General features: G+C 37.9%; 22 protein-coding genes and 1 other annotated feature. Of the genes, 4 read left to right on the forward strand and 18 right to left on the reverse strand.

The annotated features are described in order from the left end of the window. Positions 1 to 18: 18 nt before the first annotated feature. The 3 genes from NSA47_RS11060 to metG all read right to left on the reverse strand — a co-directional run bounded on the left by NSA47_RS11060 (position 19) and on the right by metG (position 3,388). Entirely contained in the window at positions 19 to 393 is a 375-nt protein-coding gene (locus NSA47_RS11060) for a hypothetical protein (RefSeq protein ID WP_257531978.1), read from the reverse strand. Positions 394 to 593: 200 nt separating this feature from the next. After that, on the reverse strand, positions 594 to 1,361 hold the full coding sequence (locus tag NSA47_RS11065; protein ID WP_257531979.1) for a TatD family hydrolase: 768 nt from the start codon (positions 1,359 to 1,361) through the stop codon (positions 594 to 596). A gap of 80 nt (positions 1,362 to 1,441) precedes the next feature. Beyond that, a complete protein-coding gene (gene metG, locus NSA47_RS11070) occupies positions 1,442 to 3,388 on the reverse strand; it encodes a methionine--tRNA ligase (protein ID WP_257531982.1) in 1,947 nt (648 codons plus the stop codon). A gap of 275 nt (positions 3,389 to 3,663) precedes the next feature. Further along, positions 3,664 to 3,915: a binding site (T-box leader), on the reverse strand. A gap of 206 nt (positions 3,916 to 4,121) precedes the next feature. Between metG and NSA47_RS11075 the strand changes: the two genes are divergently transcribed. Together NSA47_RS11075 and NSA47_RS11080 are read left to right on the forward strand one after the other, a co-directional pair. Further along, positions 4,122 to 4,652, forward strand: coding sequence for an ECF transporter S component (locus NSA47_RS11075; protein WP_257531984.1), 531 nt, complete (start codon positions 4,122 to 4,124; stop codon positions 4,650 to 4,652). A gap of 28 nt (positions 4,653 to 4,680) precedes the next feature. Further along, positions 4,681 to 5,247 (forward strand): uridine kinase family protein, encoded by a 567-nt coding sequence (locus NSA47_RS11080; RefSeq protein WP_257531986.1) that lies wholly within the window; start codon positions 4,681 to 4,683, stop codon positions 5,245 to 5,247. An 801-nt stretch (positions 5,248 to 6,048) separates the two neighbouring features. Here the strand turns inward: NSA47_RS11080 and NSA47_RS11085 are convergent. Beyond that, positions 6,049 to 6,573: a spore maturation protein gene (locus tag NSA47_RS11085; protein ID WP_308934008.1), complete on the reverse strand. Its 525-nt coding sequence runs from the start codon at positions 6,571 to 6,573 to the stop codon at positions 6,049 to 6,051. Continuing rightward, positions 6,573 to 7,157 carry a nucleoside recognition domain-containing protein gene (locus tag NSA47_RS11090; RefSeq protein WP_257531990.1) on the reverse strand — a complete coding sequence of 195 codons (585 nt, stop codon included), beginning with the start codon at positions 7,155 to 7,157 and terminating at the stop codon, positions 6,573 to 6,575. Before NSA47_RS11090 ends, NSA47_RS11085 begins: the two co-directional genes overlap by 1 nt. A gap of 157 nt (positions 7,158 to 7,314) precedes the next feature. Between NSA47_RS11090 and NSA47_RS11095 the strand changes: the two genes are divergently transcribed. Further along, positions 7,315 to 7,551 (forward strand): hypothetical protein, encoded by a 237-nt coding sequence (locus NSA47_RS11095; RefSeq protein ID WP_257531992.1) that lies wholly within the window; start codon positions 7,315 to 7,317, stop codon positions 7,549 to 7,551. Between the two features lie 602 nt (positions 7,552 to 8,153). Here the strand turns inward: NSA47_RS11095 and NSA47_RS11100 are convergent. From NSA47_RS11100 to NSA47_RS11110, 3 genes are read right to left on the reverse strand one after another with little or no spacing between them, the layout of a single operon-like run. Further along, positions 8,154 to 8,882, reverse strand: a complete 729-nt coding sequence (locus NSA47_RS11100) for an NAD-dependent protein deacylase (RefSeq protein WP_257531993.1) — start codon at positions 8,880 to 8,882, stop codon at positions 8,154 to 8,156. A 15-nt stretch (positions 8,883 to 8,897) separates the two neighbouring features. Continuing rightward, positions 8,898 to 9,539: an MtnX-like HAD-IB family phosphatase gene (locus NSA47_RS11105; RefSeq protein WP_257531995.1), complete on the reverse strand. Its 642-nt coding sequence runs from the start codon at positions 9,537 to 9,539 to the stop codon at positions 8,898 to 8,900. 54 nt (positions 9,540 to 9,593) lie between these two features. Further along, a complete protein-coding gene (locus NSA47_RS11110; RefSeq protein ID WP_257531997.1) occupies positions 9,594 to 10,511 on the reverse strand; it encodes a S66 peptidase family protein in 918 nt (305 codons plus the stop codon). A gap of 178 nt (positions 10,512 to 10,689) precedes the next feature. Between NSA47_RS11110 and NSA47_RS11115 the strand changes: the two genes are divergently transcribed. After that, positions 10,690 to 10,926, forward strand: coding sequence for an AbrB/MazE/SpoVT family DNA-binding domain-containing protein (locus tag NSA47_RS11115; protein ID WP_257531999.1), 237 nt, complete (start codon positions 10,690 to 10,692; stop codon positions 10,924 to 10,926). A gap of 446 nt (positions 10,927 to 11,372) precedes the next feature. Here the strand turns inward: NSA47_RS11115 and rsmI are convergent, their stop codons facing one another. The 10 genes from rsmI to codA form a co-directional block, all read right to left on the reverse strand. Beyond that, positions 11,373 to 12,236: a 16S rRNA (cytidine(1402)-2'-O)-methyltransferase gene (rsmI, locus tag NSA47_RS11120; protein WP_257532001.1), complete on the reverse strand. Its 864-nt coding sequence runs from the start codon at positions 12,234 to 12,236 to the stop codon at positions 11,373 to 11,375. A 2-nt stretch (positions 12,237 to 12,238) separates the two neighbouring features. Further along, complete coding sequence (locus NSA47_RS11125) at positions 12,239 to 12,997, reverse strand: tRNA1(Val) (adenine(37)-N6)-methyltransferase (protein WP_257532003.1); 759 nt, start codon at positions 12,995 to 12,997, stop codon at positions 12,239 to 12,241. A gap of 428 nt (positions 12,998 to 13,425) precedes the next feature. Then, the gene (gene fdxA / locus NSA47_RS11130) at positions 13,426 to 13,596 is read right to left on the reverse strand and encodes a 4Fe-4S ferredoxin (protein WP_257532005.1); all 171 of its coding nucleotides are present in this window, start codon (positions 13,594 to 13,596) and stop codon (positions 13,426 to 13,428) included. Positions 13,597 to 13,699: 103 nt separating this feature from the next. Further along, positions 13,700 to 14,611, reverse strand: a complete 912-nt coding sequence (locus tag NSA47_RS11135) for a PSP1 domain-containing protein (RefSeq protein WP_257532007.1) — start codon at positions 14,609 to 14,611, stop codon at positions 13,700 to 13,702. A gap of 1 nt (position 14,612) precedes the next feature. Further along, on the reverse strand, positions 14,613 to 15,587 hold the full coding sequence (gene holB / locus NSA47_RS11140) for a DNA polymerase III subunit delta' (protein WP_257532008.1): 975 nt from the start codon (positions 15,585 to 15,587) through the stop codon (positions 14,613 to 14,615). Between the two features lie 15 nt (positions 15,588 to 15,602). Then, a complete protein-coding gene (gene darA / locus NSA47_RS11145; protein ID WP_257532010.1) occupies positions 15,603 to 15,932 on the reverse strand; it encodes a cyclic di-AMP receptor DarA in 330 nt (109 codons plus the stop codon). 51 nt (positions 15,933 to 15,983) lie between these two features. After that, complete coding sequence (locus NSA47_RS11150) at positions 15,984 to 16,676, reverse strand: dTMP kinase (RefSeq protein ID WP_257532012.1); 693 nt, start codon at positions 16,674 to 16,676, stop codon at positions 15,984 to 15,986. A 232-nt stretch (positions 16,677 to 16,908) separates the two neighbouring features. After that, positions 16,909 to 18,027 carry a 4Fe-4S binding protein gene (locus NSA47_RS11155; protein WP_257532014.1) on the reverse strand — a complete coding sequence of 373 codons (1,119 nt, stop codon included), beginning with the start codon at positions 18,025 to 18,027 and terminating at the stop codon, positions 16,909 to 16,911. A 14-nt stretch (positions 18,028 to 18,041) separates the two neighbouring features. Further along, positions 18,042 to 19,073 carry a LacI family DNA-binding transcriptional regulator gene (locus NSA47_RS11160; RefSeq protein WP_257532016.1) on the reverse strand — a complete coding sequence of 344 codons (1,032 nt, stop codon included), beginning with the start codon at positions 19,071 to 19,073 and terminating at the stop codon, positions 18,042 to 18,044. Between the two features lie 124 nt (positions 19,074 to 19,197). Next, positions 19,198 to 20,433, reverse strand: coding sequence for a cytosine deaminase (gene codA, locus NSA47_RS11165; protein ID WP_257532018.1), 1,236 nt, complete (start codon positions 20,431 to 20,433; stop codon positions 19,198 to 19,200). Positions 20,434 to 20,438: the final 5 nt, after the last annotated feature.

Consider the following 20,438-nt stretch of genomic DNA (forward strand, 5'->3'; position numbering starts at 1 on the left):
ATCTTTTCATGTACTTTTTTAAATATCGTAATCTTCTTCCATATCCTCCATCATAGGATAGTTTTCTGCTGGCATTGCTGGCATCATTCCCCAATTGGAGTCCATACAGGGATGATGAGGGTTAGGCATTGCTGGCATCGTTGGATAGCCCATGCATGGATCTTGGGGGGGCATTGGCATTGCTGGTGGCATCATTCCAGGACAGTTATGCATGGAACAGGGTACGGGTACACAATAGCAATGCATTGTCATTCCAGGCATCATTCCGGGATGCATTCCAGGCATCATGTCTGGGCACATTCCTGGGTACATTCCATGGTGCATATCAGGCATCATGGGATAGTCCATTTCGGGCATTTTGGGATATTCTTCTCTATGCTTTCTTTTTCCCACAAAAATTCCTCCTTACTAACATTTTAAATATCACAACTAGGGTATTTTCTATGTTATTTCCTCCTAGTTCAATATTAGTATATGAGGTAAAATCACTTTGGTGACAAATGACGATTTCCCATTGCCCTCAACTCTATTCTATCTACTCAATCCTTAAAGACTACTTTTGCGTTTTTCCATCTACTTTCTATATCTTTCATTTAATCAATTCTAAAAAGTTCCTTGGCATTTCTAGTGGTTTGCTGCGCCACTTCTTCCACGGTTATATTTTTTATTTCTGCAATTTTTTGGGCTACATATTTTACTAATGCGGGATGGTTTTTCTTGCCCCTAAAGGGCAGTGGTGTTAGGTAAGGGCTATCGGTTTCAATTAATAACTTGTCCAAAGGAACTTTCTCCACTACTTCTACTGCCTTCCGGGCATTTTTGAAAGTAACCGGTCCAGAAATGGATAAATATAAGCCTAGCGCTATAAATTGTTGGGCCATTTCTACACTGCCGCTATAGCTATGCATGACTCCACCATTATTTTTTCTGAAATGCTGCTCTAGAATATGATAGGTATCCTCATGGGCATCTCGATTGTGTATGATAATAGGTAGGTCTAACTTGGATGCCAGCTTTATCTGCCTTTGAAACACCTGTTTTTGAACTTCCCTGGGGGAATTGTCATAATAATAATCCAATCCTATTTCTCCAATAGCCTTTACCTTAGGATGCCTAGCTAATTCTTCCAATTGTTTGTAGCTGTCCTCTTCTACAGTCTTTGCATCATGGGGGTGAACCCCCACAGCGGCATAGATAAAATCATGTTTTTCTGCCAACATCACCGCTTCTTTAGAAGAAGGTAAGTCTGCCCCGGGATTTAAAATATAAGATATATTTTCCTGTATTGCCTCTTGTATGAGCTGCTTTCTATCTTCATGAAATCTTTCGTCATTTAGGTGGGCATGACTATCAAAATACATGGGTTTCCTCTCCTTTATTCACTTACTCTATTGTGCCCGTTGATAAAACATTACAAATAGAAATCAACGGGCACAACAGGTTACCTGACTTGAGTACCACTATCAATATCCTCATCTACTGTTACAATGGTAAGTTGTTTTCCCTTAGAGGCTGCCAGAATCATCCCTTGGGATTCTTCTCCCCTTAGTTTAACAGGTTTTAGATTGGCTACTACCACAACTGTCTTCCCTATTAGCTCTTCAGGAGTATAGTGTTGGGCAATTCCTGATACTACCTGTCTTTTTTCTTCGCCCATTTGTAATTGAAGCTTTAATAGCTTATCGGCTCCCTTTACCTTTTCAACCTCTAGTACCTTTGCTGTTCTAAAATCTATTTTTCCAAAGTCATCTATGGTAATAAATTCTTCTTTATCCTCTGATTTCTCTTCAACTTTTTCTTCTTTTTTCTTTTTTGGCTGTTCCTTAGGTTGGGGTTCTACCTTTTCCTTTTCCTCTTCAATTCTTGGGAAAATGACTTTTCCTTTTTGTACCTTTGCCTCGCTAGGATAATTGCCAAATTCTTTTAAGCTTTCCCAGGTAGTTATTTCTTCTTCTGTAATGCCCAATTGTTCTCTTATCAATTTAGGTGTATTAGGCATAAAGGGACTGATTAATACAGAAATAAATCTCAAGCTCTCTACGAGATTGTAAAGTACCGCCGCTAGTCTTGCTTTTCTCTCCTCGTCCTTGGCCAATACCCAAGGCATAGTCTCATCAATATATTTATTGCTTCTAGATACCAGCTTCCAAATATCTGCTAGGGCATTGCTGTATTGTAGCTTATCCATATGCTCCTCTACCTTTGCTGGTGTTTCTAGGGCAAGTTTTATTAAGTCATCATCATAGTCTCCAGATTCTTGTTTTCCAGGGAGCTGCCCTGCAAAATATTTATCTACCATAGCCACCGTTCTGCTGAGGAGATTTCCTAAATCATTGGCTAAATCTGCATTGATTCTATTGACCAATATGTCCTCAGAATATACGCCATCAGAGCCAAAGGGTAGCTCTCTCAGTACATAGTACCTGATGGCATCCACTCCATATTTGTCCGCTAAAATCACTGGATCTACTACATTGCCTTTAGACTTAGACATTTTTCCTCCCTGTAGAAGTATCCAGCCATGACCAAAGACTTTTTCTGGCAAAGGTAAGTCTAAAGCCATGAGCATAGCTGGCCAAATAATGGTATGGAACCTGGCAATATCCTTCCCTACTAATTGAACATTGGCAGGCCAGTATTTTTTAAACTCTTGATCCTGATCGGTAAGATAGCCTAAGGCAGTAATGTAGTTGGATAGGGCATCTACCCATACATAAACCACATGCCCTGGATCAAAGGTAACCGGGATGCCCCAGCTAAAGGAGGTTCTAGATACGCATAAATCCTCTAATCCTGGTTTTAGGAAGTTATTAATCATCTCATGCTTAATGGATTCGGGCTGTACAAATTCCGGATGATTTTCAATATGCTCAAGAATTCTGTCTTGGTATTTGGACATTTTAAAGAAGTAGGCCTCTTCTTTGGTCAATTCTACCTCTCTTTCACAATCAGGACACTTTCCATCATGTAATTGTCCTTGGGTCCAGAAGGATTCACAGGGTGTGCAATACCATCCCTCATAATGGGATTTGTAAATATCCCCTTGTTCATATAGCTTTTTAAATATTTTCTGAACGATTTCTCTATGGTCCTCGTCAGTGGTTCTGATAAATTGGTCATTGGAAATATCTAAGGTTTCCCAAAGTTTTTTAATCCCTGCCACAATTTCATCCACATAGGCCTTTGGGGTTTTCCCTTGCTTCTCTGCTACTCTTTGAATCTTCTGGCCATGCTCATCTGTACCTGTTAGAAACTTTACATCATATCCCGTAAGGCGTTTGAAACGGGCTGCAGCATCAGCAGCTACTGTAGTATAGGAGTGTCCTATATGCAGCTTATCACTGGGATAATAGATAGGGGTTGTAATATAAAAGGTTTTTTTCGTCATGGTTATTCATCCTTTCTTTTTTAAAATATTTATATATCAATGAATTAACTTGCTGTACTCGTTAAATGAAGAATTTGTTTTGTGTAGAGGTTTAGAGAATGCTCATGAAGCTAGATAGACGCTTTACATCAAGTGTTTGAGCAAAGCGAGTTTTTGACACTGCCTATCGCAAATTTACAAAATCTTAACCGAAGAACATGGACAAATCGGAATTTAACTAATACAACAGATTTATTGAAATAATAATATAAATACAAAAAACCCCCATCCCTATTGAAAGGGACGAGAGTTAACTTCGTCGTACCACCCTTTTTCGTCAAAACCTCACGATTTTGACCTCTTTAAGTGAGCGTGACCATTATCACTCTGTTTCATAACGTAAACAACTCCGTTATTATCTAAAATCCTCTGGATTCTCGATAATACAGTTCCAGGACCATTTCTATAGAGGAATGCACAACTGGCTTTCACCTACCCCAGCTCTCTTTATGTGATGCCTTCCATAGTCTTCCCTTCATCACCTTTGTCTTTCAATATATCTTTCCTAATTAGAATCATTATATACATAATATAAAGAAAATTCAAGGGAAATCCCAGCTCTTTGCTTCTTTGTTTTATCCTATAAAAATAGTATAATAATGGTGAATGGCTGAAACCATAAAAAACTATCAATCTCCCAAGAAGGGAATTGCTTTTCTGAAGAAAAGCAGTTGATATTATCTTTGGAGGGATTATGAAAAATTCATCAAGAAAATTAGTTCTATCTGGTTTTTTTATGGCTCTTGGCCTTGTATTGCCTTTTTTTACAGGTCAAATTCCTAGCATAGGAAATAAGTTATTGCCTATGCATATTCCGGTTTTACTATGCGGTTTTATTTGTGGAGGAAGATATGGATTGGCTGTAGGATTTATTGTACCTCTATTTAGGAGTGTTCTTTTTGGTATGCCCCCCATGTTCCCCACTGCTTTAGCTATGGCTTTTGAATTGGCTACCTATGGATTGATATCAGGGTTGTTATACAAAGTCCTACCCAAAAATAAGGTAAACCTGTTTGCCTCTTTGATGACCGCAATGATTAGTGGGAGGATTGTATGGGGAATAGTCAGTTATTTTCTATATGGCATTCATGGCACTACCTTTAGTATAGAAGTTTTCACAGCAGGGGCCTTTCTCAATGCTATACCAGGAATTATCATCCAACTTATTCTCATCCCCTTAATTATTTCATCCCTTGAAAGGACAAAGGTTATAGAAAATGCTTGAAGCGATTAGATTGTATCCGAAGATGCAAATGCAAAAGATAATAGATCAAATGGATTCTCTACTTAGATCCAAGGATTTGGTTATAATGGCTATTGATGGAAAAAGTGGCTCTGGCAAAAGCACATTGGCTGACCTATTGGCCCAATACTATGATTGTAATGTCTTTCATATGGATGACTTTTTTCTAAGACCTGAGCTCAAGACAGAAGAAAGACTTAAAGAGGTTGGGGGAAATGTGGATTATGTTCGATTTAAAGAAGAAGTAATCCATGGTCTTCTGTCCTCTACTCCGTTTCAATACCGCATATATGATTGCCAAACCCTGTCCTTTTCAGAGCATATATCCGTTGCTCCAAAGAAGTTAAACATCATAGAGGGTAGTTATAGTCTGCATCCCACCCTAATCCATTATTATGATCTTAAAATATTTTTAACCACTGATGACAAAACCCAGAGTAGACGCATACTCAAAAGAAATGGCCCAATCATGCATAAAAGATTTCTCCATGAATGGATTCCCAAAGAAAATCAGTATTTCGAGGAAATGAGAATAAAAGAAAAAAGTGATATCATCATAGAAGTACAAGGAAAGTAATTAAAAAAATCTTTTTCCCATTTCCACTGAAAATCAAGTATCTTAGACCCTAGATTCTTTAATACACCTAAAATGACAAAGTATATTCGGGCTTAACAAAATATCAATTTTTGCGTTGTCACAAAGCTTAAAATTTATTTTTGCATTCGAAATGAGGTTGGGCACTAATTTTGGGTACCTAACCTCTTATTTTGATGTGTAAAACCGATTTGCCCTTGACCTCATTATCTAAAAAATACTTCTATCTCTCCCATGCTAATATAGACTCTGGATATTTCTGGATATATATGGATATATATGGTATGCTATAGAGAATAGGAGGCGATCGTTTGAAATCTCTAAGATCATCAAAATCATTGGATAGAATCATTCTTTTAATCTTTACATTATTGCTTGTATATGATTATTTCCCTAATATTTTCTTCGTCAATATACTTCCCAAAAGCATTTTGATCATTTTCATTTTGGGGATCTGTTTATTTAGTTTATTATTCAAAAAACACCATACTATGAGTAATAAACCGATACTAAAATGGCAAATACTTCTAACTATATATCCTCTTTTTTTAATCGGCCTTCTTACTCTCTTAGGTGGGAAATCCTCTGTAGGATTGTCCTTCCATAGCATTGGTTTATGGATTGCATTCCTTCTGTCCGTGTTAGAAATGCTCCGACAATGGAAAAAAATTAAACAGGTGGATAAATATTTATAGGTAAACAGGATAAACAACTGAATACTATTGTTTATCCTGTTTATTTGCAATGATGATCTCAATATACTTTAATAAACATAGGGAAAATTCACGGACCAAATACCCAACTACAAATCACTACCGAGGCCACAATAGCGGCGAAATCTGCCATCAAAGCCGCAGGCAGAGTATGCCTGTAATCCTTAATGCCTATAGACCCAAAATATACTGCCAAAGTATAAAAAATAGTTTCAGAAGAACCCATCATGGTGGAAGCTACTCTGCCGATAAAGGAATCCGGATGGAAATTTTCTAAAATATCTGCCAAAATGGCCAGTCCTCCTGAGCCAGACAAAGGACGCATCAAAGCTAAGGGCAATACTTCCTTGGGTACCCCAATCAAACCAAATACAGGGGCCAATGCCTTAATAAGATAATCTAAAGCTCCCGATGCTCTAAATATTCCTATGGCTACTAGCATAGTCAATAAATAAGGAAAGACCCGAGCGGCGGTGCTGATTCCATCCTTTGCCCCCTCTACAAAACACTCATAAACTTTTACCCTTTTTATAAAACCAAAAGTAAGAATAGTCAAAAGAAAAAGAGGGATAATAGCCGAAGATATCCATTTGATCATGCCTTATTTCCCCCTTTTTCTAAAATCTTTACACTGATCAAGCCAAACAATGTAGATATCGTGGTGGCGATTAAAGCTGTTCCTATAATCTCGGTGGGGTTGGTTGAACCCGCTGACATTCTTAGGGCAATGACTGTGGTGGGGATGACCTGAATGGAGGAAGTATTGATGACCAAAAATGTGCACATGGCATTACTGGCCCTAGTTTTAAATTCATTTAATTTTTGTAGTTCCTTCATGGCCTTTAATCCCAAAGGAGTAGCCGCATTGCCCAAACCCATCATATTGGCTGCCATATTCATCACCATGGCCCCTATCGCGGGATGGTTTTTAGGTACCTGGGGAAAAATCAGCTTCATTATAGGGGATAATAGTTTGGCTATTCCCTGAATAAAACCTGATTTTTCAGCTACTTTCATTAGTCCTAACCACAATGCCCATACACCTATAAATCCTATACACATTTGTACTGCCAACCCAGCTGAATCCATAGCTGCCTGGGTAACCTGTTCTATTCTTCCATTGAGAAATCCCACCACAATTCCAATGCTAATCATCAAAAACCATAGGATATTAATCATAAAAAATCTCTCCTATCTACTGCCCCTAATTTTTACTAGAGTAAATCATTCAATCTCATGTACTGGCAGGATACAGATTTACATTATAATTAATCTATATAGTGATATAATAGGAAATATGATATAATAAGTCTGAATTTTTTTAGGGAGGTTTACCATGTCTACAAATAAAACCAACGATGAGATAAGTACCATTGATGAGGAAATTAATAAGGCCATTTCTACTATTTCTGAATTAGAAGAATGGATCAAGGAGCTTTCTAATGATGAGGGGATTATTCGTATAGAAAAGGAAAGTCCTATAAAGAGCAAATTCAGTCAGTTGCATATGGAAGTACAATCCTTAACGAAGTCCTTAACGGAATTAGGGATTTTAGACGGGGAAGATCTATAGATAAATACGTCGTAGACTGTCCCTACCCATTAATCTCAGCCGCTGGGGGAGTTAAATTCCAATTTGCTCATGTTTGAGCCCAAGAGTTTGTAAATTCGCTATATAGGACACGCCTATAACTCGCTACGCTCAGACACTTGACTTAAAGCCCCTATATAGCTTCATTAACAAACTCTAAGTCTCTTCACAAAGCAAAATCTCCATTTAACTCCCCCAGCTGACACATAAATAGTGCGTCGTAAAAAGTGACTGTCGTGCTGAAGGAAACAAAGCATCTTATGTTTGTCTTTTGGGTCTAAGATCCTTCGTTAACGTTCAGGATGACAAGCCTTTTTATAACGCACTGTTTGCAGGTCAGCTGGATTAGTTAAATGGAGACTTGACGTAGTGTAAGGGTTTAGAGTTTGTTAATGTAGCTGGAAGCGTTTTAAGTCAAGTGTTTGAGCAAAGCGAGTTTTTGACGCTGCTGAAAGCAAATTTTACAAACTCTTACCCCAAACGTAGCAAGTCGGAATTTAACTAATCCAGCTGTTCCTATCATGAAAAGAAGGGCAGTCTACGACGTATTTTTCTCCTGATATGACGCTTAATTCTTATATCCCCTACAAAACAATATCTCCCAATACCTTTCCAATGCTTTCGTTAATAATTAGATTGGCGCGACTGTCGTAAGATGTTTGAGATTTATTGATAAGCACCAATTTGTCCCCAGTATAATACTCCACTAAACCGGCCGCCGGATATACAGCTAGGGAAGTCCCTCCTATGATGAGCATATCTGCCTGGGCTATGTAAGATACTGCCTTTTGTATAATTTCATTGTCTAAACCTTCTTCATATAAAACCACATGGGGTTTAATGTTCCCCCCACAGCTCTTACATTTTGGTACAATCTCTGGACTTTCCAATATATCTTCTAATCCATAATCCTTATAGCAATCCATGCAATAATTTCTAAAAACAGATCCATGAAGTTCCAATACTTCTTTACTTCCTGCCATTTGATGTAAATTATCTATGTTTTGGGTAATGACAGCCTTCAGTTTACCTTCTTGTTCCAGTTTAGCCAAGGCAAAGTGGGCTGGATTGGGCTTAGCATCTTTGTAAATCATTACATTTCTATAAAAGTCGTAAAACTCTTCTCGGTGACTCATAAAAAAGCTATGGCTGAGTATAATTTCTGGTGGGTATCCATATTGGGTTTTTGCTTTAAATATTCCCTCTTCACTTCTAAAATCTGGGATATTGCTTTCAGTGGATACACCGGCACCACCGAAGAATACGATATTGGAACTCTCATCGATCATCTCTTTTAATCTTGCTTTTGTCATTCTTATCACCTTTCTTTATTTGTCTAATTCTTGTAAAATATCTCCAAAATCTTTAAAGGGATGAAAATCTATATTTTCCTGCTGACAATACTCTGCCAGCACTCCTTTAGCAAATATAAGATCGGTTTTTGGGGCTACGCAGGCATCAGAATAACCATCTCCTATAAACACTACTTGTCTGTTCTTAGGATATTGCCCTTTAATATTTTCCATTACTTTGCACTTACAAGTGCCGTAGGTACATCCCTTTAGTCTCTCCTGGGATACAGATACCTTTATTTCCTCCCCACTAAAGGAGATTTTATTGCTAAAGAAGGGGATATCCTCCAATCCATGTTGTTTTAAAATACGCTTGATGCTAAAATCTATGCCATCACTAATAATATAGATAGATTCTCTCCGTTTTTCCACCCATTGTACAAAGTCTTTAAAACCAGGATCAATAGGAAGAGATGTAAAAAATTCATCTAATTCATCCTCAGTAGCAGCCACCATGGATAATATTTGTTCCATAGCATCCTTAGTAGGGATTTCTCCCCTATTCCACTTATCATCTATTTCCCTCCACTCTTTGGGAGCAAAGGTATCTGCCATGGCGTCATTGGTATCTTTTTGGGTGATAGTGCCATCAAAATCTACAAGATAAATTCTTTTCATTTTTTCTTTCCTTTCTACTTTTGTATTTTATCATAAAAGGACAGGTCCATTGGCCTATCCACTTATTCCTGCCTCTTCAAGAATTAGTTTTTCATTCACTATAGAGGCTTGACAACCCAATGGCAAGGTAGCCTTATACCTTCCATGACCGCATTTTACTCCCCAAAGGGTGGGCTTTTTCAGGGGTACAAAAAATTCCTCTAGGATTTCTTCTAAGGGATATTGGGCATCCTCTGGACAGTTTGTAAATTCTCCTAGGATAAAACCAAGGGCATCCTCTAGTTTACCAGCTAAGTTCAATTGACTGAGCATTCTATGGATTTTATAATTAGCCTCTCCTACCTCTTCTAGGATGAGAATTTTATTTTTACAATCTATTTCAAAGGGTGTACCTAAGGTTGCGCATATCACGCTTAGGTTTCCCCCTATTAGTCTTCCTGTGGCTCTCCCTGGATATATAGTTTTCAGTCCTAGGCTATCTTTAGGAAAAGTGATTTCTCCCAGGGGTTTCTTCTCCATTAATGCCTTCTTCAGCATAGCTTTGTTGTCGCTAGGAACATCTTCTCCTAACTCAGCTACCATGGGACCATGAAAAGTAATTAATCCAGTCCTCTGACCTATGGCTAGATGAAGAGCTGTAATATCACTATAGCCTACAAATACCTTCGGATTGTTCTTTATCCCATCATAATCAATATGGGGCAAAAGGGGCAAAGTACCATATCCCCCTCTAATACATAGAATACCCTTCACTTCCGGGTCTTCAAACATTTGATGCAAATCATATACTCTCTGTTGAATGCTACCTGCTAAAAAACCTTTTTTCTCCTGTATGAACTTCCCTTTTTTTATTTTGAATCCCTGACCCTCTAGCCAGTCTATTCCTCCCTTTAAAAAACTTAGCTCCATTCCACTGGCTGGAGAAATTAAACCTATACAATCCCCTGGCCTTATGGCTGTTGGTTTTATCATGATCCATCACCCTTATAAGTATTTATTTCCTCTGGTACTTTTTATGATGACTACCTGACAATTATGTATGAAGAAAAATTATGGAAAATCTTTTCTCCTTTGATTGACTTTTTATGGAAAACTTGTTATTATTTAAGTAGCTCCAAATGTCGAAAAATGTAGAAAGGGGGGTAGATCAATGAAATCCACTGGCATTGTTAGAAAGGTCGATGAATTAGGCAGGATTGTTATTCCTGTGGAATTACGTCGTACTCTAGATATTCACATAAAAGATTCCTTAGAAATCTTTGTTGATGATCAATATATTATGCTAAAAAAATATGAACCTGCTTGTGTTTTCTGTGGACAGGCTAAAGATATTATGACTTTCAAAAATAAAAATATTTGTCCTGATTGTCTTGAGGAATTAAAATAATCATACTTATTGCCAAAATCTCCTACTTTCTAATAGGAGATTTTGTTTATTATTGGATGATTTAGGTATATATATTATAAGGCTTTTCCCAATATGAAGACAATATAGCCAATGGATTTATACTTTTTGACAATAGTTCAGAGACAATTTTGTTTCATCTAAGGCTTATAATAAGAAATAGATCACAATGTATAGTAAAAGGGGGAGACTATCATGTTAGATGAGTTGTTAAATTTCTTTATTGATCACCGTTGGTCATTCTTTATTCTTTGCTCGTCCTTGAGTTTCGTGCTTATTTTTACTGGTCCCCTAATTGGCTTTACTTTTTATTTTTCCAGTATGATCTTTTTAGCTAATCTAGAAAATATACAAAACTTTTATAGGAGCAAAGAATGAGATGAATTTATCGCCTTTGGAGATTTCCATGGGTATTTTTTTGTGCTTTTTTATTTTTCTTTATTTTCTATAGTATATTGATAAATCTCTCTTTTGGATAATCCCCTATCCTTGGCCACGATTTTCATGGCATCTTTTTTATTATTTCCCTGTTCCATATAATATTCTAAATGCTCCACTATGGACCATTTTTCCCATTGTTCTCTTTTCTCCTCCTCTAAAGCCTCTTGGGATAGTCCCTTGACCACCAGTACAAATTCTCCCCTAGGCTTTCTGGTTTGAAATTCTTCTAGAGCTTCTTCAATAGGACCTCTCCAGATCTCCTCGTATTGTTTTGTCAATTCCCGACCCAGGGCAATGGATCTATTTCCCAAATGTTCTCTTAGTATCTTTAATGTATTGAGAATGCGGTGGGGACTTTCATAAAAGATCATGGTGCGGGTTTCCTTTTCCGCTCTTTCCAATTGTATGCTTCGCTCATTTTTATCCCTAGATAAAAATCCTTCAAATACAAAATATCTTGTGGGAAGTCCCGATAATACTAAAGCAGTCAAGGCCGCATTTGCCCCCGGCAATAAAGTAAAGGGAAGATCTTCTTCAATGCATCTTTGAACTAATTCTTCTCCTGGATCTGAAATACCCGGCATTCCCGCGTCAGACACCACAGCTATGTTTTTCCCTTGCTTTAAAAGGTCAATAAGTTCATCTGCCTTGGACTTTTCATTGTGTTGATGATAACTTGTGAGGGGAACCCGTAATTCAAAATGGTTTAATAGTTTAACGGTATGGCGAGTATCCTCGGCTGCTATTAAATCCACTTTCTTTAAGGTATTCAATACCCTTAGGGTAATGTCCTCTAAATTCCCTATGGGGGTGGAACAAAAATACATGGTACCTATTTTTTCTTCATTCATGGTTATTTCTCCTTTTGCCATTGGTAAATATCATATATTTCTTGGGTATAATCTCCATTATCTTCATAAACATACAGAGGGGACTCTATAGTGACTTCAGGTTTGCTTCCCTTTATTCCTTGGATCAATACTAGGTTGGGAGCCTTTTCCCTAGTGGGTTGAATAAATCTTATTCTTTTGGGCTCTATATGCAATTCCCTCATGAGGGACAAAATATCCACTAGGCGGTGACTTCTATGGATCATATAAAATTTGCCTCGGGGTTTTAAGAGTCTTTTAGAAGTCCTCAGGACATCCTCTAGGCTACATAAAATTTCATGCCTGGAAATGGCTTTGGATTGTTCAGGGTTTTGAAGACCACTTATATTTTTCATGTAGGGGGGATTGGTCACAATAGCATCATAGGTATTGGGATAAATCTCCTTTGGCGGATTTTTAATATCTCCCTGAAGTATCTCTATAGTATCTTCTAATCCATTAAGTAAGACACTTCTTTTGGCCATCTCCGCCATTTGCTCTTGTATTTCTAATGCAATAATTTTTTTAGGCTGAGCCTTTGCCCATAGAAGCAAGGGAATAATTCCTGTGCCTGTGCCTAAATCTAGGACCAAATTCTTTTTCTTGATCTCTTGGGCTGCAAAATTAGCCAAAAGTACGGCATCCATACCAAAGCAAAATTTCTCTGTATTTTGGATAATTTTTAAGTTATTTATTTGCAAATCATCTATTCTTTCTTTTTTCTTTAAAGGAATATTTTTCATCATTTTTACCACCATTTTATATATTTTGTGGACAAGGCTATGGTTACCCACAAAACATTGTGGGTTATCCACATTTTGTGGGTAACCACAGTATACCACAGTCTCTATTTTTATGGAGTATTCAATATTTTCTTGTTCAATAGCTTAGTATGTCTCTGAATAGTATATTCCATTACATTATCTCCATTGGTTAATCTCGTTAAAATCACCAGTAGTCTTAGCCCATTGATAAATTTCCTACACAAAAAGAAAATTGTCCATCTTCACCCCATGCATCATTACACCTTTCCAGCAAAGTAAAGGGAAATTGAAAAAAAAGACCCCATAGGGATCTCTTTTGTGCGATAGAAAAATTTGTCTTGCCTGCAAGGAAACAAACTTTTCTATCGCATTAGAGCGAACATAGTCGCTTTCTTATGAATAAAACTTTATTCTGGCTGTGGGGCATCTACTGGACAAACGTCTGCACAAGCGCCGCAATCAATGCATCCATCTTGATCAATTACGTATTTGTCGTCTCCCTCACTAATAACACCTACTGGACATTCTGGCTCACATGCACCACAACTGATGCAATCGTCAGTGATAAAATATGCCATCACTGGTCACCTCCTCGAAAAGTAATAACCTCTTCCTTTCTTATTTAACCACAATATGGCCAAGTTGGAAAGGGGAAAATGCAATATTTTAATATTTTTTTAACTAAGAATGGGAAGGGCAATTTTTATCATTCCCCTGGGAGGTTGCACAACAGCATCCCCCTTCTTGCTCTTTGTTGGCTGCACAGCAACCATGATTTTTTTTCTTTCCTGGCCAGTTTATTTCTGCTTCTGAAAACTCCAAAAATGTGGGTTCATCTACCCCAAGCAATTTTACTTTCACTGTTTCCTTTAAAAGATTCACTCTCACCACCACGGCCATACCTTCTGGGGTCTCTACCTTTTCTCCCTCAGGAGGCAAGATAGCTTTTGCACTTTCATAGGCTTCTTGTTCATATTTCAAACAACATAACAATCGCCCGCAAATCCCTGAGATTTTATTTGGATTTAGGGACAGACTCTGCTCCTTAGCCATTTTTATAGAAACAGGTTCAAAATCGCCCAGCCACGTAGAACAGCATAGGGTAACGCCACAGGAGCCTATACCCCCTAGCATCTTGGCCTCATCCCGCACACCGATCTGTCTTAATTCTATTCTGGTTTTAAACACCGAAGCCAAATCCTTCACTAGCTCTCTGAAATCTACTCTACCCTCAGCCGTAAAGTAAAAAATCACCTTATTATTATCAAAGGTATATTCTACATCAATAAGTTTCATTTCCATATTGTGTTTTTCTATTTTTTCCTGGCAGATGAGCATAGCCTCTTCTTCTTTTATTCGGTTTTCCCGGGCCCTTTCATGGTCCTCCTCAGCGGCTTTTCTAATCACCGGCTTTATGGGAGGTACAATTTCTTCCTCAGGTACATCCTTGGGGCCTACGACCACCTCTCCATATTCTACTCCCCGTGCCGTTTCTACTATAGAAAAATCCCCTGCTTGGATTTCTATATCTAAAGGATCAAAATAATAAATTTTTCCTGCCTTTTTGAAACGTATTCCCACTACCTTTACCATATTATTCCTCCTGCATTTTTAGTAGCATTGCCTCCATATTTAACTGAAGGTTTACATTTGCCTTCAAATTATTTTTACTATTGTCTATCTCTTCTATTATAGCATGTATTTGCTCATCTGATAAATAGGTTGAGAATTCCTTCAATAATTCTTTATACTCCCTATGCACCACCCAAGGGTTGTCCCCTAATTCTCTATAGAGAGTGATATCTCTAAACCAAAGGATTAGAAAATCCAACCACTCATTTATCTGTTCTTTACGATCCTTCAGCCACACCGCAGTGGAGAAAGCACAAACCATATCTCCCCTAATAATTTTCAAAAGATATTGTAAAAGCTCTTGTCTTTCGGTGAAAAGACCCTCTTGGTCTATGCTCTCTATAGCTTTGCCTATGCTGCCATTGGAGAGAATGGCAATCTCTTTTGCTTTATCTTCATCCATTCCCTTTTGCTCCATAAGATATTTTTCAATCTGCTGTTGGGCTATCCTGTTAAATTGCAATACTTGACTTCTAGAAATTATGGTGGGCAAAAGGCCTTGTAAATTGGTTGTCAATAGAATAATAACAGCGTAGGAAGGCGGTTCTTCTAGGGTTTTAAGCAATGCATTTTGTGCTGCAGTCCCCATAGTATCTGCATTGTGTATAATATAAATTTTATAGGAACTTTCATAGGGTTTTATAGAAATATTTTGTCGTAGTTCCCTTATTTGTTGAATACGTAAATGAAGACCCTGGGGGAAAATTTCCACGAGATCAGGGTGATTGTTTTCCTGCATTTTTTCACAGGGGACACAATGATGGCAAGGGGGATTGTCCTGGGTACAAAATAGAGCCTTTGCTAGATTATGGGCCATCTCTGATTTTTGTGTCCCCTGGGGTCCAGTGAAAATATAGGAGTGGGATACCTGAGATTTTTTTATGGCTTGAACTAATATTTCTTTGACCTTTTCTTGTCCGATAATTTCTTCAAACAATACTTTTCCTCTTTTCTAAAATTTTAAGAATTGTTCTACATCCACCACAAACACAGTTGCCCCTCCTACTTGTACTGAAACAGGATAGGATGAATACATCCCTGTCCCATAGGCAGAGGGTGTGGTCGTGGTAATAATTTGTTCTCTATTTTTCCCAAATTCCTTGATGATCTCTAAAACACCTTCCACCTTTTCATCTTCTACCCCAATCAATAGGGTGGTGTTTCCCACCTTGAGAAAACCTCCAGTGGTGGCAAGCTTAGTTACACTAAAATCTTTGTCCATTAAAGCATCAATTAATAAGTGAGCATCTTCATTCTGCACAATGGCAATAATCATTTTCATTTTTATTCCTCCCTTATTTTTGATAAAAAATTTATATTTTATATTTTTACCTCAATTTGTGATCATTTTTTCCCTAAAGATTTGGTATATTTCCTCATGAATCTCTTCAATACTTTTTAATTGATGGTTTTCTACACAGGAAATTTTTGTCCAATGGTATTTATCCACCAATGAAAGAGCATTTTTATAGGATTGTATTAAATGTTCTTTATCCTTTTCATGGATATCTTGCTCCATTTCTCCAGAGAATTTATTTTTTCTCCCCTCCATTAGTTTTTGGTTGGTTTCTACGGGAATATCTAGAAAAAATACTAGATCAGGGATGGGCAGACCATATAAATTAAATTCATAATCCCACAACCAATGTAAAAACTTCTCCCTTTCTACCGGATCTACAATCTTTCCTGCCTGGTGTACCATATTGGAGGTAGTATATCTATCGGCAATCACTATACCCCCTTGATGATAAAACTCTCCATAGTCCTGCTTGTAGGAGGCATATCTATCTATGGCATAAAAGGTGGAAGCAATATAAGGGCCTACATCCTCAGGTTTTTCCCCAAACTCTCCCTTGAGATACATTTTGACCATAGCAGAAGAGGGTTCATGGTATCTGGGATAAGCAACTCTTTTTATATTTATACCTTCTTTCTCTAGCCTCTCAAACAATTTTTTTGTCTGGGTTTCTTTTCCACTGCCATCTACACCTTCTATAACAATAAGTTTTCCTTTGTTTTCTGTCATGATATTATCCTCTTTTCGTTAATTTTCATTTACTATTTTAACTGATCCGTGTAACAAATTGTTTTCAGATGATTGTATAACACTTTTGTCCATGCCTGTTATTTCTATTATATGATAATTTCCCCATCATTTTACCTATATCTTATAATTTTTTCTAAAAATCTCTCCTGGGGGATTTCCCTCGATACAATATAAGGAATAGCCCATAGAGCTATTCCTTATATTGTATTCTTCACTCTTTCCACACCAATTCAAAGACATTATTGGGACACATACTAACACATAGCCCACACCCTGTACATTTTTCTTGATTAACCTGTAGTCTACTCCCTTGTTTTTCAATGGCCTGATAGATACATACCTTTGCACATTGTTCAAAGCATTGCTTATTACATTCATTCTTTACCCGAGATACATAGGGTTCTACCTTTATTTCTTCAAAGGATTTTAAAGATGCCAATGCTATACCCCTAATCTCTTGGAAACTTTTATGCTGATGTTGGTCCATCCATTCTTCCAGATCCTTTATTATTTTCCCTATATGCTCATGTCCCTTTAACATAATGGAGGTACATATTTGAACTGTAGAAGCTCCCAACATCATATACTCTAAAACATTTTGGGCACTGTCTATTCCCCCTATACCACAGACAGGAATGTTTATGGCCTGGGATATGGAGGCTATAGCTGCCAATCCTAGGGGGCGTATGGCAGGACCAGAATACCCACCATAGGTAGGTAGTAGGGTTTTTCCCCTTTCAATGTCTACCCCTGCTATGGACCTTACGGTATCTATACCACTAATAGCGGAAGCTCCTCCCTCTTCGGCTGCTTTGGCCAATTTAACGATATTGGATACATTGGAGGATAGTTTTACCATCACAGGGATATCCACCCGTTTGACTACTTCCTTTGTAAGATTGTATAGCTCAGTAGGTTCAGAAACTACTCCTTCTAGCCCCTCCCCATGGGGGCAAGAAACTCCCAATTCAAGGGCATCGGCTCCAAAGCCTTCTACAGTCCTAGCGATATAGGCGATTTCTGAAGGGGTATGCCCCAGTATATTGGCAATAACCACCGCTCCATAGCTTTTGGCATAGGCAATCTCATTTTCCCATTCTTCTAAGCTAAAATCACTATATAGCTCAATATTTTGTATTCCTCCCTTTCCTTTCACCAGACGAGGTCTCACATTGGGTCTAATCTCATTGGCAATGGTCTTGGTCACCACCGCTCCAACTCCAGCTTCCACCGCTTTTCTCATCATTTCCCCACTACCGGTCAAAGGCCCTGCTGATATAATGATAGGATTTTTTAAGGATAAACCTATGAAATTTACTGATAAATCCATATATTCTCTCCCCCTTAATTGAAAATTTCCCGCACTCTATCTTCATGTCCACAGGATTTTCTAACCATCAACTTAGGTTGCAAAAAAATCTTCTGATTAAACTCCTCTTCATTATGCTTGCTTTCAATGCTTTCAAATAAAAGACGAGCTGCAATTAATCCCATCTTATAAACAGGTTGAGATATGGTCGTAAGCTTGGGCTCTACTAAGGAGGCCATTTTAATATCGTCAAAGCCCACAATAGCTATATCCCCAGGAATAGTTAGCCCATTACTTTTGATGGCATCTATTGCTCCAATAGCCATAAGATCATTGGCTGCAAAAATGGCTTGGGGTGGTTCTTTTAATCTTAATAATTTTTTTGCCCCCAGATATCCCCCTTCAATCTCATTATCTCCCTCTATAATCCAATTGTTTTTCAAGGATATGCCTGCTTCCTGGATTGCCCTTTCATAGCCCCTTAACTTTTCCTTACTCTCCTCCTGGCATTTAAGTCCTGTAATATGAGCTATTTCTCTATAGCCTATCTCTATTAAGTGTTGAGTCATTTGATAGGCCCCCATATAGTAATCGGTAAATACCATATTGGCTTCCATATTTTCTATATTTCTTCCGATTAAAACTAAGGGGATATTCTGATTTTTTATTTTCTGGATGTCTTTTTCCTTTAACTGACTGGCCGTTAAGATGATGCCATCTACCCTTTTTTCCAATAGCATCTCTACATAATCTTGTTCCTTATCTTGCTTTTCTTCGGTATTACACAAAAGAATATTATACCCCTTTTGATGAGCTACATCCTCTATCCCTTTTGCCACTTGAGGATACAAGGGGTTTAAGATATTGGGAATAAGTAGGGCTATGGTACTGCTGCGGTTTAAAGCAAGGCTTCTAGCCAATCCATTGGGGGTGTATTGCATTTTTTCCATAGTGGCTAGCACTAGCTCCATGGTGGGAGAAGACACGGTATGGGGATGATTTAACACCCTTGAAACAGTGGCCACAGAAACTCCAGCCTTCTTCGCTACCTCTCTTATATTTGCCATGATGTCACCTCACATATTGTAACCCGTTACATGATGAGTTTATTATATCATTGTTATTTCGAGAAGAGAAGACAAAAAAACAAATGAAAAGGACGACCCATGGCCGTCCTTGTAATCAAGCTTCTTAGAATAAAGCTTCTTTTTTAGCTGGTGCTGTCTCTGCGATTAACTTGCCCTTGGTGAAGTTGTAGAGTACTTCTTTTTTCTCATTTAAGGCATTATAGAAGTTATCCGAATTTAATACAATAAAGCTGGCTGGATTCCCTTCTTTAATGGCATAGCTCTCTCCTAGATGTAGGGTTCTGGCTGCATTATGGGTAATTAATTTATAGGAGTTTAGAATTTCTTCATAACCCATCATTTGGCATACATGTAATCCCATATGCACTACATCTCTCATATTTCCATCTCCTAGGGGATACCAGGGATCAAAAATATCATCATGGCCAAAGGATACGTTGATTCCTGCTGCCAGTAATTCTTTTACTCTAGTTACTCCTCTTCTCTTTGGATAAGTATCAAAGCGTCCTTGAAGATGGGTATTGACCAATGGATTGGACACAAAATTCATTTTGCTCATGCCTAGAAGTCTAAATAATCTTGATGCATAGGCATTGTTATAGGAGTGCATTGCTGTGGTATGGCTGGCGGTAACTTTTTCTCCCCATCCTGATTCATAGGCTCTGGCCGCTAACGTTTCCACAAATCTAGATTGCTCATCATCTATTTCATCACAATGCACATCTACCAATAAATCATATTTTTCTGCTAATTTCATGGTATAGTTTAAACTTTCTACCCCATATTCCCGTGTAAATTCAAAATGAGGAATGGCTCCTAATACGTCTACTCCCATTTTTGCTGCATTTTCCATTAATTGTTCCCCGTTGGGATAACTCATAATCCCTTCTTGAGGAAAAGCAACGATTTGAATATTGACAATATCCTTTAATTCCTCTCGTAATTCCAGCATAGCCTCTGCCCCAATAAGGGTAGGATCAGTAACATCTACATGGGTACGGACATGGCCGATACCGTTGGCAGCTTGCTTTCTGATGGCCTCTGTGGCTCTATGCTTTACATCTTCCTTAGTAAGTTTTTCTTTTCTTTCAGACCAGCAGGCTATTCCTTCAAATAAAGTCCCCGATAAATTCCACCGAGGATCTCCAGCCGTTAGAGCAGAATCTAAATGAACGTGGGATTCTATAAATTGGGGTAATACCATACATTCATTGCAGTCGATCACTTCTACCCCTTCTGGTGCTGTAATATTGGGCCCTATTTTTGCAAACTTTCCGTCTCGAATTAAAATATCTGTTTTTTCAGTACCATTTTCTAAAAATACATTTTTAATAAGCATGTTGA

The organism is Irregularibacter muris (genome assembly GCF_024622505.1).
Taxonomy (GTDB): Bacteria; Bacillota; Clostridia; order Eubacteriales; family Garciellaceae; genus Irregularibacter; species Irregularibacter muris.

What these genes read in the sequence shown, in the direction of transcription:
- NSA47_RS11135 (WP_257532007.1), bottom strand. Translation starts at nt 14,611, where the DNA reads ATGGTAAAGGTAGTGGGAATACGTTTCAAAAAGGCAGGAAAAATTTAT.
- rsmI (WP_257532001.1), bottom strand. Translation starts at nt 12,236, where the DNA reads ATGAATGAAGAAAAAATAGGTACCATGTATTTTTGTTCCACCCCCATA.
- NSA47_RS11090 (WP_257531990.1), bottom strand. Translation starts at nt 7,157, where the DNA reads ATGATTAATATCCTATGGTTTTTGATGATTAGCATTGGAATTGTGGTG.
- NSA47_RS11115 (WP_257531999.1), top strand. Translation starts at nt 10,690, where the DNA reads ATGAAATCCACTGGCATTGTTAGAAAGGTCGATGAATTAGGCAGGATT.
- NSA47_RS11125 (WP_257532003.1), bottom strand. Translation starts at nt 12,997, where the DNA reads ATGAAAAATATTCCTTTAAAGAAAAAAGAAAGAATAGATGATTTGCAA.
- NSA47_RS11095 (WP_257531992.1), top strand. Translation starts at nt 7,315, where the DNA reads ATGTCTACAAATAAAACCAACGATGAGATAAGTACCATTGATGAGGAA.
- NSA47_RS11155 (WP_257532014.1), bottom strand. Translation starts at nt 18,027, where the DNA reads ATGGATTTATCAGTAAATTTCATAGGTTTATCCTTAAAAAATCCTATC.
- NSA47_RS11080 (WP_257531986.1), top strand. Translation starts at nt 4,681, where the DNA reads ATGCAAAAGATAATAGATCAAATGGATTCTCTACTTAGATCCAAGGAT.
- NSA47_RS11160 (WP_257532016.1), bottom strand. Translation starts at nt 19,073, where the DNA reads ATGGCAAATATAAGAGAGGTAGCGAAGAAGGCTGGAGTTTCTGTGGCC.
- NSA47_RS11065 (WP_257531979.1), bottom strand. Translation starts at nt 1,361, where the DNA reads ATGTATTTTGATAGTCATGCCCACCTAAATGACGAAAGATTTCATGAA.
- darA (WP_257532010.1), bottom strand. Translation starts at nt 15,932, where the DNA reads ATGAAAATGATTATTGCCATTGTGCAGAATGAAGATGCTCACTTATTA.
- NSA47_RS11100 (WP_257531993.1), bottom strand. Translation starts at nt 8,882, where the DNA reads ATGACAAAAGCAAGATTAAAAGAGATGATCGATGAGAGTTCCAATATC.
- NSA47_RS11150 (WP_257532012.1), bottom strand. Translation starts at nt 16,676, where the DNA reads ATGACAGAAAACAAAGGAAAACTTATTGTTATAGAAGGTGTAGATGGC.
- NSA47_RS11110 (WP_257531997.1), bottom strand. Translation starts at nt 10,511, where the DNA reads ATGATAAAACCAACAGCCATAAGGCCAGGGGATTGTATAGGTTTAATT.
- NSA47_RS11075 (WP_257531984.1), top strand. Translation starts at nt 4,122, where the DNA reads ATGAAAAATTCATCAAGAAAATTAGTTCTATCTGGTTTTTTTATGGCT.
- codA (WP_257532018.1), bottom strand. Translation starts at nt 20,433, where the DNA reads ATGCTTATTAAAAATGTATTTTTAGAAAATGGTACTGAAAAAACAGAT.
- metG (WP_257531982.1), bottom strand. Translation starts at nt 3,388, where the DNA reads ATGACGAAAAAAACCTTTTATATTACAACCCCTATCTATTATCCCAGT.
- NSA47_RS11105 (WP_257531995.1), bottom strand. Translation starts at nt 9,539, where the DNA reads ATGAAAAGAATTTATCTTGTAGATTTTGATGGCACTATCACCCAAAAA.
- fdxA (WP_257532005.1), bottom strand. Translation starts at nt 13,596, where the DNA reads ATGGCATATTTTATCACTGACGATTGCATCAGTTGTGGTGCATGTGAG.